The 12,406-nt window shown below is 22.0% G+C and carries 12 protein-coding genes and 1 tRNA gene; 11 read left to right on the top strand and 2 right to left on the bottom strand.

The window, feature by feature from the left end:
• Nucleotide 1 precedes the first annotated feature (1 nt).
• Together ACZ5EC_RS07685 and ACZ5EC_RS07680 are read right to left on the bottom strand one after the other, a co-directional pair.
• A tRNA-Pro gene (locus tag ACZ5EC_RS07685) sits at nt 2-74 on the bottom strand.
• 127 nt (nt 75-201) lie between these two features.
• Nucleotides 202-1,203: an RluA family pseudouridine synthase gene (locus tag ACZ5EC_RS07680; protein ID WP_464301901.1), complete on the bottom strand. Its 1,002-nt coding sequence runs from the start codon at nt 1,201-1,203 to the stop codon at nt 202-204.
• Nucleotides 1,204-1,381: 178 nt separating this feature from the next.
• Between ACZ5EC_RS07680 and ACZ5EC_RS07675 the strand changes: the two genes are divergently transcribed.
• From ACZ5EC_RS07675 to ACZ5EC_RS07625, 11 genes are all read left to right on the top strand, one after another.
• Nucleotides 1,382-1,729, top strand: a complete 348-nt coding sequence (locus tag ACZ5EC_RS07675) for a hypothetical protein (RefSeq protein WP_464301900.1) — start codon at nt 1,382-1,384, stop codon at nt 1,727-1,729.
• A 496-nt stretch (nt 1,730-2,225) separates the two neighbouring features.
• Nucleotides 2,226-2,582, top strand: a complete 357-nt coding sequence (gene panD, locus ACZ5EC_RS07670; RefSeq protein WP_464301899.1) for an aspartate 1-decarboxylase — start codon at nt 2,226-2,228, stop codon at nt 2,580-2,582.
• Between the two features lie 79 nt (nt 2,583-2,661).
• Complete coding sequence (locus ACZ5EC_RS07665; protein WP_464301898.1) at nt 2,662-3,375, top strand: flagellar filament outer layer protein FlaA; 714 nt, start codon at nt 2,662-2,664, stop codon at nt 3,373-3,375.
• Nucleotides 3,376-3,432: 57 nt separating this feature from the next.
• On the top strand, nt 3,433-4,131 hold the full coding sequence (locus ACZ5EC_RS07660; protein ID WP_464301897.1) for a flagellar filament outer layer protein FlaA: 699 nt from the start codon (nt 3,433-3,435) through the stop codon (nt 4,129-4,131).
• 216 nt (nt 4,132-4,347) lie between these two features.
• Complete coding sequence (locus ACZ5EC_RS07655) at nt 4,348-5,502, top strand: hypothetical protein (RefSeq protein ID WP_464301896.1); 1,155 nt, start codon at nt 4,348-4,350, stop codon at nt 5,500-5,502.
• A 30-nt stretch (nt 5,503-5,532) separates the two neighbouring features.
• On the top strand, nt 5,533-5,913 hold the full coding sequence (locus tag ACZ5EC_RS07650; protein WP_464301895.1) for a bactofilin family protein: 381 nt from the start codon (nt 5,533-5,535) through the stop codon (nt 5,911-5,913).
• Between the two features lie 30 nt (nt 5,914-5,943).
• Nucleotides 5,944-7,317, top strand: coding sequence for a 4-hydroxythreonine-4-phosphate dehydrogenase PdxA (locus tag ACZ5EC_RS07645; protein ID WP_464301894.1), 1,374 nt, complete (start codon nt 5,944-5,946; stop codon nt 7,315-7,317).
• 119 nt (nt 7,318-7,436) lie between these two features.
• Nucleotides 7,437-9,224: an arginine--tRNA ligase gene (argS, locus tag ACZ5EC_RS07640; RefSeq protein WP_464301893.1), complete on the top strand. Its 1,788-nt coding sequence runs from the start codon at nt 7,437-7,439 to the stop codon at nt 9,222-9,224.
• A 139-nt stretch (nt 9,225-9,363) separates the two neighbouring features.
• Nucleotides 9,364-9,849, top strand: coding sequence for a hypothetical protein (locus ACZ5EC_RS07635; RefSeq protein WP_464301892.1), 486 nt, complete (start codon nt 9,364-9,366; stop codon nt 9,847-9,849).
• 751 nt (nt 9,850-10,600) lie between these two features.
• The gene (locus ACZ5EC_RS07630; protein WP_464301891.1) at nt 10,601-12,025 is read left to right on the top strand and encodes a radical SAM protein; all 1,425 of its coding nucleotides are present in this window, start codon (nt 10,601-10,603) and stop codon (nt 12,023-12,025) included.
• A 66-nt stretch (nt 12,026-12,091) separates the two neighbouring features.
• Nucleotides 12,092-12,307, top strand: coding sequence for a hypothetical protein (locus ACZ5EC_RS07625; RefSeq protein WP_464301890.1), 216 nt, complete (start codon nt 12,092-12,094; stop codon nt 12,305-12,307).
• The last annotated feature ends 99 nt before the right edge of the window (nt 12,308-12,406 follow it).

Here is a 12,406-nt window from a genome sequence, read left to right as displayed (position 1 = left end):
TTCGGGAAGGGGAGGCTCGAACTCCCGACCCCTTGATCCCAAATCAAGTGCGCTTCCATCTGCGCTACTTCCCGTTGGCAATATCTAAATAATACTATTTTTCATTTTTGTCAAATATTTTTTTTAATGTTACATTATTTTTATTGTAAAATTTTATTAAATAATTTTTTATTTTAAAAATTTATATCCTATATGATTTTTTTAGTTTTTATAAAGTGATTCTATTTTAAATTTATTTTTAAAAAGATCATTTGATATTTTAATAAATAAAGGGGATAAATGATAATAGAAGGTTTTTTCACTTAAATATTTAAATGAAGATTCTTCAATTGATGGAAATACAATTTTATAAGCAGCTAATAAATGGTTTGATAATTTATACTTTTCTTTAAAAAATTTATTTATCTCTTTGTTCCCATATTTTATATCTCCAATAATTGGATTTCCTATTTCAAGTAATGATTTTCTGATTTGATGAGTAACTCCTGTTAATATTTGAGCTTCAAGCAGTGTATATTTGTTATTTTGCATTAATGGATTTATAATTGTAGTAGCTTTCTTCCCACTTTGAGAAATTATTACTCTATTATTATGTTCATCTTTTAAAAGATTTAATGTTACTGTTTTTCTTTTTTTTATATTTCCATGTGCAATTGTTAAATAATATTTTTTTATTAATTTAGATTTAAATAAGTATGATAAAAATTTATGTGATTCGAAAGTTTTGGCAAAAATAACTAACCCTTCAGTATTTCTATCAATTCTATGAACAGGTGAAGGCATGAAATTGTGTATTTTAGGATTATATTCCCCTATTTCTATTAAATATTGAATTACAAAATTTTGGAGTATCCAGAATTTTTCAGAATTATCTGAATGTACAATTACTCCTCTTGGTTTGTTTACAATTAGAATATTTTTATCTTCATATGCTATTGAAAGAAAAATATTTTTCCCATAATTTCTATCTAATTCTTTATTGTTTCCTTTTATCTTTTCTAAAGTTGAATCACTTAAATAAATTTGTATGGCGTCACCCTCTTTGAGGTTAATTTTAAAATCACATTTTTTATTGTTTACTTTAATTATTTTTTTTCTTATTAGTTTATATATAAAGTTTTTAGAAGTATTATTAAAATAGGAGATTAAAAATTTATCTAATCTTTTAGTTTTTATTTCTCTGGTTATTTTTATCTCAATCACAAGTGAAAAATAACATATAATTTTATTTTATAAACTTATTTATATATAATGAACTTTTTGATTTTATGTATTCTAGTTTTTCATCTTAAAGATGTTATATATGGTTATTTATTAATTGTATATTTTATAATGAAGTTGAAAAAAGAAAATAATTGATTATAATTTTTTTGGAGGATTAATGAAAAATAAAAAACTATTTAAATTATTTATTCTTTTACTATTTATATCAATTTTGTTTTTAACATTAAATTTTAGTTGTACAAAAAATATAAACAAAAATAATTGTAATAATGTAAAGATTATTACAGGACTTTTTAAAATTTATGATAATGAATATATTATTATTGTTAATCCTGAATCAAAATCAAGAATTTCTTATAATTTGTTAAATATTGATTTTTTTAAAAAAATGAAATTAAATAAATTTAAAGATAAAATGGTAAAAGCAAAAGTATGTGTAGTTAAAAAAAAATCTCCCTGGAATATTGATGCTAAATTAATAGAAATAAAATTATTAAAAAAATAAAAAATTATTAAAAAAATAAAAAAAAGGTTCAATTTCAAAATGAGTGGATATAAAAAGTTTAAAAAAAATAATTTCAGTATCATATAAAAAGGCACATAAATATTTAGTAGTTTTTATAGATAGCGAAAGGCCAAAAGTTATCAAACAAAGAAGCTTTAAAGATGCTATTAAGCTGGTTGAATATTGTATTATTAAGTGTATATAAATATTTAAAAAGTTTTGCAAAAAAGATAAAAAGATAGGATATTTTTATAAAGATAATGATTATCTTAAATTAAAAATATTACAAATTTTATGAGATTTAGTATGAATATCCATACATTATGAAAGAGAACCAAAAAATAAAAAAAATAATAACATATAAAATAATAAAAATTAGAAAATATATTAAAAAGAATTTATAAAAATTTTAAATATTAAGAAATATATAGATTGACTTAATTTAAAATATTTTTTAAATTTTAGTATAATCAGTAATATTATACTGGAGAAGAAGATGTACAGAAAATTAATGAAATCTAAAATACATAGAGCAACTGTTACAGAATCGGACCTAAATTATGAAGGTTCTATCAAAATAGATGAAGAACTTATGGAAAAGGCAAATTTAAAAGAGAATGAAGCTGTATGGATATATAATATTAATAATGGAGCAAGATTTGAAACTTATGTAATTAAGGGTGATAGAGGCTCCGGAATAATTGGATTAAATGGTGCTGCTGCAAGAAATGTACAGATTGGTGATAAAATTATAATTGTTTCATATAGTTTTTTTGAAGAAAAAGAATTGAAAAATTTCAAACCTATTATATTATTTGTTGACAAATTTAATAAATTAGTAAAAATTATATAAAAGACTTGATTAATTTATCCGATAAAAAGAAAAAATTAACTCTTGTTTAATATTTATATTTTTAGAAAGGAGCAAATAAATGAAGATATCTAAAATAATAATCGTTATTATTTTGCTCTTTGTTTTGCTTATACCAATTAAAAATCAGGTTATAGCTCAACAAGGGAAGAACGAGTTAATAGTGTCTCAGGTGTTAGAAAATTTTGAGACTAATGATAAAAATTGGCAGGCTGTTGGATCAAAATTTACAAAAAAAGGATTTCCTCAGGTTAAACCATTGATAAATGATTGGCCAACTGCATTATTTGGAAAAAAAGGAGATCCTAATAATAAATATTGCCTTGGTGTTAGAACATCATATTATAAAATGGGATACAATTTTCTTAAAATATTTCCTGAAAATGGGATAAAAGTTCCTGGAATTGCTAAAGCTTTTTATATCTGGGTATGGGGAGCTAATTTTTCCTATGATATGGAAATGCAAATAACAGATTATAAAGGAATAACACATACTTTACCAGTGGGTAGATTAAATTACCTGGGATGGAAAGTACATAGAATTGATGTACCTGATTATATTCCTCAAACTCAACAAACTGTACCAAGAATTAAAAGATTAAAATTTGAAAGATTTACTATCTGGTCATTACCAGGAGCGCCTCTTGAGAATTTTTATGTATATTTTGATCATTTTACAGTTCTAACTGATATTACAAATGAAACATTTGATGGTGATGATTTAGCTAATCATCCAGATGAATATTGGCAGAGTGAAAATAAAAATGGTCAATAAAATAAAAAGCTTAAAAAAAATAGGTAAAATAAATAATAATACAATGAGGGTAAATTTATGAAAAAAGGGTTAATAATAACAATTTTGTTAGTAATAATCTTTTTCTTGTCTGTTTTTCAGGTTGTTGCTCAACAAAAAAGTACTCAACAGCAAAATCCTGATTATCAGCAAGGCGAACTTATTACTGATATTACAGTTACTAAATTTGAAGATGCAGAATCATGGGTAGGACAGATGCCTCTTGATCAGGGAAATATTTATCTTATGAAAAGATTGGGTAAGCCAGCTGCTTTACCAGATAAAGATCCTGTTACTGGAATTGAAAATAAATATGTATTGGGTGTTAAGGTTGAATTTAACAAAAGAGGGGATGATAGGTTTATTGTAAAACCTCCTAGACCAATAAAAATGCCTGGTATTACAAAATCTATGTCTATCTGGGTTGTTGGTAGAAATTTTTCTCATACTTTGTACTACATGGTTTTAGATTATTATGCTAGACAAATCCATATTAAAGTAGCTCAATTAAATTTTTTAGGATGGCAAAAACTTACAACAATAGTTCCTCCGGATATTGTTCAGGATGAATATCATTATACTGATATGGAAGGATTAACATTTATCGGTTTATTAGTAGAAACAAATCCTTCTGAATCTTATGGGACTTATTATGTTTATTTTGATGAATTAACAGCTAAAGCTAATGTTTTTAATGAAGCTAATTCAGATGAAGATGATATGGTTGATAACTGGTAGTAAAAAATTTTCTAATTTGAAAAATACATTTTATTAATAAATAGTTTTTAAAATCAAAGTTAGTTTATATTGTATTTAGTTTATATTAAATATTGTATATATAATGAAAAAAAATGGAGGTGTTTTAGAATACATCTCCATTTTTTTTAGTTAATTTACCGATAATATAATATATAAACTAGTATTATATATAGTTTAAAATATGGATTGAAGATTATGAATTTAAAAAATGACAATAGTGTTTTTAATAATAATGCACTTTCACAATTTTACTTAAATATGGATTTATTTAATCTTCAATATAAAGTAGAAAATTTAGAAAATAAGCTTGTTTCTGAAAATATTGATTATTATAAAAAAGTGATTTTAAATAGTTTTAAAGATGACTTTTTGTTTAATAAAAAAAATTATAAATTATTATTTTATTGTATAATGTTGCTGTTCTATTTAAAAGAATTTGAGTTTTTTGAAAATATCATTAATGAGAATCCTGATGATAAAAATATAACTAAAATAATTAAACTTTATTACTTTTTTTTCTCAGAGCAATTTGATTTTTTTATTGAAGAATTTTCAAATAATAAAATTATTGATAAAGAATCAGATAAAAATGAAATTACTTTGAGTAAGTTTTATGAATTTTATCTTTTTATAAATTTATTATATAATTTAAAAATTGAAAATACTACATCAATAGATTTAAAGGATTTAATAAAATTACCTGATTATTTTGTTAATAATATTTCTTTTATAAAAAAATTAATTGATAAAATAAAGTATTTTGAGTGTTTTGGTACATTGTATTATTTGCAAACAAAAGTTAGATTTAATATATTTGATAAAGATTATTATAAATTAATAAAAATAGCTAATGGATTTTACAAAAAAGATGATTTAATTAGTATTAAGAGTAAATACAATCTATATAAATATGATTTTAATCTGTTATTAAATAGTAGTAAACTTATAAAAAAATCGTTTTTTAAAAAGATTAATACATTTTATAATATAAAATTTCCATATTTAAAATATATTTTTTTAAAAAAAAGTATTTTTGTTATTGAAAATGAGGAATTTAAAAAGACATTATTGCAATCAATTTCAAGTGATCCGGGTTATAAGTATTATTATCCTCTTTTAATGTATTATTATGCAAATACGAAAAATATAGATAAAATTTACAAATTAGAAGATTTATATAAAAAATATTTTAAATTTGATAAAGAATCTTTAAAGATGTTGGTAAAAACATTTTTTAAAATTTCAAATTATTCTAAAACAAAAGAATATTTAGAATTATTTGAAAAAAGAAGTAAAGATAATGAGTTTAAAAGGATACATGAAATGATTAAAAAGTTGACTAAAATCTAATTTTGTTTTTAATGGAAGAGGGAGAAATTTATGGCAAAAATTATTGATGACTTTGATGCAGTTATAGGAGAATTATCATTTTTTAAAGGTAATATAGAATTTTCAGGTCATATAAGGATAGATGGAAAATATGAAGGGCAAGAACTAGTAGTTGATCATTTAGTTATCGGTAGAACTGGAAAAGTTAGATCTAATATAATTGCTAATACAATTGTAGTTGAAGGTGTTATTATTGGTAATATTGAAGCAAAAACTAGAGTTATGTTAATGCCTACTTCAGCTATTTTAGGGGATATAAAAACTCCTGAACTAATTATTCAAAATGGTGTTGTATTGGAAGGGAAATGCATTATCAGTCCTGAGTTGGAAAAAAATCAAAGAGAAATTATTGAAAAAAGGTATCAATCTTAAATTATATATTTAATGAAAATTATATAAAAAATGGATGACTTATTATTAAATAACTCGACAGAAAATTTAATAGTTATTACTCTTGGCGACCCAGGAGGAATTTCAGCTGAGATATTAATTAAAAGTTTAAAAAATAATAAAAACATAAATCATAAAAAAGATAAAATTTTAATTTTTGGTTCTTTTGATATAATTAAATTTTATTCTAAACAATATAAAATTGATATTGATGTAAAATTAATTATTGAATATGAAAAACTTCACAATATAAACTATCTATTCAATTTATTCAAACAAAACAACATTTTGCTTTATGATCCTTTCTATGAAAAGAGCAAAATTACTGTTAATAAATTTAATTTAATGTCTTATAAAAAATATATTAAACAGGAAAATTTAGTTTATAAAGATAATAAAAAAATTAAAAAAGATTTAAATCATACTAATAAAATCAATTTTTTTGATGTTATAAAGATTGGTAAAGTTTGGTATATAAATGGATTTTTTTCTGAAAGATATCTTTATCTTTCTTTATTATTTATAAAAAATCTTTTAAAAAAAAGAGATATTGATGAGAATATTTCAAAAGGTAATAATAATTTAAATCTATCAAAATTAAATATTACCCTTTTAACTCTACCTGTTAATAAAAAAGCTATATCACTTGTTAAACCTGGTTTTATAGGACATACTGAATATATTGCTAAATTTTTTAAAGTAAAAAATTATACAATGACTATGTATAGTGATAAAATAACAGTTATGTTGGTTACTACACATATACCACTATTAAAGTTAAAAAAATATATTAACATTAGAAATTTTACAAAAACTTTAAAAAATGCAATTTTGTTTTATAAAATAATGAACTTTAAAAATGGGATAGGTGTTTTAAGTTTAAATCCTCATGCTTCAGATGGAGGGATTATAGGAAAAGAAGAAAGATGGATAAAAATGTTAATTGATAGATTTAATATTGGGAATGTTAATAAAAAGATTTATAATAATAATACTAATAAGAATTATGATGATGATTATACTAATCTTGTTAAAGATAATAATTTCAATAATAATAACGATGCTAATAATAGTGGTAATAATGATAACAACAATAAGAATAATAATAGAATTATAATAGAAGGTCCAATTCCTTCTGATACAGCTTTTGCACAATATAGTAATAAAAAATATTCAATTTATATTGCTTTTTATCATGATCAAGGATTAATCCCTTTTAAATTATTAGCTGAAGGAAAAGGAACTAATATTACTTTTGGTTTACCATTTTTAAGAATATCACCAGATCATGGTACAGGATTTGATATTGTAGGAAAAAATATAGCTAAAACCGATTCATTAGATAAGTGTTTTGAAGTTATTGAAAAATCTAATAAATATCTTTGAGATTTTTTATAAATATATTAAGTTCTTCATATAGTAATATACTTTAATTTGTTAATAATGATATTTTTTGATAATAATATTTTATTTATATCCAATATAATAATTTATAGGGAGGTTTTGTGTTTTCAATTGTAAAAATAAAAGATGAAATATCAACAACTTTATTGAAAACGATTAAAAATTTATATAATATTGATCTATCCTTTGATTTAATTTACTCATCTTTAGAAATTCCATCAAAAAAAGAGTATGGAAATCTTTCCTTTCCAGTATTTTTCCTAGCTAAGAAACTTAAGAAATCTCCTGTTAATATTGTCAAAGAGATACATGAAGAATTTACTAAAAATATCTTTTCTCAAAATGGAAAAGATGAAAACTCTTATTTAAAAGAAGTATCATATATCTCAGGATTTTTAAACTTTAAGTTTGACAATGAAAAAATATTAATCAATTTGCTGGAAGAATATATAAATAATGATAATAATTTTAAAATAAGCCAATTTTACAAAGGATTTAAGATGGTAATGGACTATTCTGCCCCAAATATTGCAAAACCTTTTGGTATTGGTCATCTAATTTCCACAACTATTGGGGAATCTATTAAAAGGATGTATAGAATCTTTGGTTCAGAAGTAATTGGTATTAATTATATTGGAGACTGGGGAACTCAATTTGGAAAGGTTATAACAGCTTTTCAATTATGGGGTGATAATGCAAAATTACAAAATGAAGGAGTTTATCATCTTTATAAATTATATGTAAAATTCCATGAAGAAGAAGAAAAAGATCCTTCTCTTTTAAAAAAAGCAAAGGAAAATTTCAAAAAGTTAGAAAGTTTTGATCCTGAAATATACAATCTCTGGGAAAAGTTTAAAAATATCTCATTAAAAGAATTTAACAAATATTATGAAAAACTTAATATTCAAATTGATTTAACTGAAGGGGAGTCTAAATACAATAATGAAAGTATTCAAAGAGTTAAAGAAATTATTAAAGTAAATGGGATTTTAGAAGAATCAGAAGGTGCAAAAGTTGTATTTCTTAATGATATTTATAATGAAGATATTCCTCCATGTATAATTGAAACACGAGATGGAACAACTATTTATGCTGTTAGAGATATTGCTGCATTATTAGACAGGTGGGAAAGATTTAAATTTGATCGAATTATTTATGTTACAGGTGTTACTCAATCTTTACATTTTAAACAGGTGTTTGGAGTTATTAAAAAATTAAATTTTCCATTCAAAGATAGATTATTTCATATCCCATTTGGTACAATGCGATTTCGTGGTGAGAAAATGTCTACCAGAAAAGGGAAAATTGTATTTTTAAAGGATGTTTATGAAAGAGTTTATAATGAAGCTTTAAGAATAACAAAAGAGAAAAATATTTCTGAAAATCCTGAAAAAACAGCAGATGCTTTAACAGCAGGAGCTTTAACATTTTCTATTCTAAAAAATTCAAGGATAAAAGATATTGATTTTGATTTCAATAATGTATTATCGTTTGAAGGGGATACTTCAGCTTACTTACAATATACTGTCACAAGAATTAACTCAATAATTGAAAAAGTAAAGGATATAAAAATAGATTTAAATAGACTTAAAAAACTATTTAAAATAGATTTTTTCCAGGTTTTTAAAGAAAAATATGAAAATTTATATTTAGAAATATTTAACTTTGAGCAGATTTTGCTTGAAGCTTCTAAAATATATGAGCCTTATATATTGTCAAGATATGCTTTAAAACTAGCTCAAATGTTTAACTTCTTTTATACTCAGGAGAAAGTTTTAGTGGATAATGAAGAAGAAAAACTTTTGAAAATTATTATAATTATGGCTATTAAAAATATTTTAGAAAAGACATTACATATTTTAAATATACCAATTCCTGAAAAGTTGTAATAGCTATTTAAAAAAACAATTTTTAATATTATAATTTAATGTTGTAATATTAATAGATTAAAAAGTTATTAAATATAATAATATAATATTATATTTAAAAATATTTTAAAAAGTATATTAGAAAATGGGGAGCTATATTATGAGAAAAGTAGAAATTGGACTTTTTTTACTTTTATTGGGGATTGTTCTTGCAATTCAAACTTATTTAAAAATAACATTTGAATTTTGGCCATTAATAATTATAATAATTGGAATTTTTATTTTATTTTTTAGAAAAGGGAAAGATAAAAAAAATTATTTTATTGCAATATATTTAATTCTTTTAGGAATATATTTTTACTTTAATATATGGACTAACTGGAAATACTCTTACAAATTATGGCCAACATATATTTTTATTGGAGCTATAGCTTTTTATGTAAATTATTTTTTAACAAAAGTTAAGGGTAATCTATATACAGCTAACTTATTATCTCTCATTTCAATTGCTTTTTATATAACAAACTATTCTAAAATACAGTTATGGCCTGTTATTTTAATAATTCTTGGCTTATGGTTATTGATTTCGCCCAAAAGTTCAAAAGATATTTTTAATTATTATTCAAATAAAGATCAAGATAAATAATAAAATTGAAATTATTTATATATTTAAAAAGCAATTATAATTCTATCATTATTAAAATTTTTCTCATTAGGTCAGTTATGTAATTTTTTTGTTTTATTAATTATAACATTAAACAAAATCAAATATTTTATCTTTAATGTCTTTGACAACTAACAATCGTTCAAAAAATTTTAATAATGATAGAAATATAACTTTTAATTATTTAAATAAATATCCTAATTTCATGTTTTTTAAATATCTATTCCTGCCACGAAGTCTTTATAATTCTTTTGGCTTTGGCATCTCACAATCACTCAAAAAATTTCAATTATGATATAAATATATTATTTTACTTATTTAATCAAATACAATAATTTCAATTTTATTATTAACTTCATAAACCACAGAAATATTATAGTCTCTTTACCTTTTGACAACTAACAATTGTTCAAGAAATTTTAATACTGATAGATAAATAACTCTAATTTATTTTGATTAAATCTTTAAAAATACAATAATTTCGGATTTTATTATTGACAAAAAATATTTAAAAAAATTATTGACAAAAAAAAAAAAATATATTTAAAATTATATTATGTTAAAAAATAAACTAATCATTTAAAATATTTAAAAAAATAGTAATAAAAATAATTATTTTTTAACAAATAAAAAAATTTAAAATTTAAATAACATTTTTAAATTAATAAAATTAGTAAATAAAAAATAACAAATAAAAATAAATTTTTAAATATTTTGCAAAAAGGAGAAGAAGATGAATCAAAATGAAAACTTTAAAAAATTACATGTAAGTAACTATACAATAATAACAAAAATAGAAAAAATTAATAAATATTTACTTTTACACGGGTTTAGTGGAGCTATTTCTCTAGTTTCAGAAAGACTTGGAAATATTTTAATTAATAATAAGATTGAACAATTGAATAAAGATGAGATAGATTATTTTAAATCAAAATATTTTATAACATATAAAACTTTATTTGAAGAAAAGGAAGAATTAAAAAAAGCATATAATAAGTTTGAAAAGATTTATAAAAAAGGTGCAGGTTTTCTTTTAATATTTAGCTATAATTGTAATTTTAGATGTCCTTATTGCTATGAAAAAAATTTATTAAAAAAAGGTAAAAGTTGGTTAAATAAAAAAATGGATAGGCAAAATATAGATAAAGCAATTGAAGTGATGAAGGAACTTGATAAAGATTCTAAAGCTATCTCTTTTTATGGTGGCGAACCACTTATGAAAGAAAACTATGATATTGTTGAATATGCGATTGAAAAACTTAAGGAAAATGGATTTACCTATTTTGATGCAATTACTAATGGTTATGACCTTGAAGTATATGAAAAATATCTTGGAAATACATTTAAGTTTTTTCAAATAACAGTTGATGGCCCAGAAAAGATTCATAATAAAAGAAGATTTTTAGAAGGTGGAAAACCTACATTTAATAAAATAATTGAAAATATTAACCTTGCATTGAATAAAGGTGTTAGAATATCAGTAAGAATAAATATGGATAAAACAAATGTTTCAGGAATAGAAGAATTAAAAGAAGAATTTTCTAAAAATGGATTTTTGAAAAATAAAAATTTTTCATTTTATATTTCCCCTGTTGATGGAAAAGATAAGAAAAATTATTTTACAAGTTATGAATTAAAAACAGAAATTGAAAAAAAATATTCAAATGAAAAATTTGATATAAATTCTGCTCATAAAAATATATTTTATACCTTATATGGTTCATTAAAAACAAAATCACCATATATGTTTAAAGTATTATCCTGTGCAGCAAATTCAAGTATGTATATATTTGACCCTTTTTATGATATCTATCCATGCTGGGATTTAGTTGGTAAGAAAGAATTTGTAATTGGGACATATAAAGATGGATTGAAGTTTAATGATAATAAAGGTTACTGGCATAACAGAGTTGTAAAAAATATGGAGGAATGTTTGGGGTGCAAATATGCTTTAATTTGTGGAGGTGGATGCAGTGCAAGAGCATATAGAAGAACAGGTACCATATTTTCAAAAGATTGTGGGGAAATTGATAAATATTTTCCAGAAATAGCTAATAATGTAGTAATTCAATTTTTAAATGAAAAGGAGAATGAAAAAAATAATAAAAATAGTAATGAGGATAAAAAAGTAGAGAAAAAAGAAGTAAACCAAAAATAACTTTTAACCCTTTTAAGTGGCCACTTTAAGGATAAAAAATTAAAACAAAAGTAGTGGAGGTTATTTATGAGCAAAGAAATTATGGATTTAACAGAAGTTATTGTTCAGGATTTAACTGTTCAAGAATTAGAAAAAAGGATGGAAATGAGTAAAATTACTCCAAAAGTTTTACCATGTGGTAGATGTGATGCTGAAGGTTGTGGAAGTTATTGTCCTCAACATCAAGAATATTGTCCAGGTAAAGGAGCTTGTCTATGCAAAGGATGTTTTATAAGATGGTAAGTTAAAAGTTATTTATAAAATTATATTATTTTTTACTAAACAAAATTTATATTTCTTTAAGCTAAAAGCCTTTTAAAAGAGGCTTTTAGCTTTTACTTA

The organism is Exilispira thermophila (genome assembly GCF_055389015.1).
The sequence above is the reverse complement of the archived record's forward strand: the minus strand, read 5'-3'. Positions and strand labels throughout refer to the sequence as shown.

What these genes read in the sequence shown, in the direction of transcription:
- ACZ5EC_RS07675 (WP_464301900.1), top strand. Translation starts at nt 1,382, where the DNA reads ATGAAAAATAAAAAACTATTTAAATTATTTATTCTTTTACTATTTATA.
- panD (WP_464301899.1), top strand. Translation starts at nt 2,226, where the DNA reads ATGTACAGAAAATTAATGAAATCTAAAATACATAGAGCAACTGTTACA.
- ACZ5EC_RS07665 (WP_464301898.1), top strand. Translation starts at nt 2,662, where the DNA reads ATGAAGATATCTAAAATAATAATCGTTATTATTTTGCTCTTTGTTTTG.
- ACZ5EC_RS07660 (WP_464301897.1), top strand. Translation starts at nt 3,433, where the DNA reads ATGAAAAAAGGGTTAATAATAACAATTTTGTTAGTAATAATCTTTTTC.
- ACZ5EC_RS07655 (WP_464301896.1), top strand. Translation starts at nt 4,348, where the DNA reads ATGAATTTAAAAAATGACAATAGTGTTTTTAATAATAATGCACTTTCA.
- ACZ5EC_RS07650 (WP_464301895.1), top strand. Translation starts at nt 5,533, where the DNA reads ATGGCAAAAATTATTGATGACTTTGATGCAGTTATAGGAGAATTATCA.
- ACZ5EC_RS07645 (WP_464301894.1), top strand. Translation starts at nt 5,944, where the DNA reads ATGGATGACTTATTATTAAATAACTCGACAGAAAATTTAATAGTTATT.
- ACZ5EC_RS07635 (WP_464301892.1), top strand. Translation starts at nt 9,364, where the DNA reads ATGAGAAAAGTAGAAATTGGACTTTTTTTACTTTTATTGGGGATTGTT.
- ACZ5EC_RS07630 (WP_464301891.1), top strand. Translation starts at nt 10,601, where the DNA reads ATGAATCAAAATGAAAACTTTAAAAAATTACATGTAAGTAACTATACA.
- ACZ5EC_RS07625 (WP_464301890.1), top strand. Translation starts at nt 12,092, where the DNA reads ATGAGCAAAGAAATTATGGATTTAACAGAAGTTATTGTTCAGGATTTA.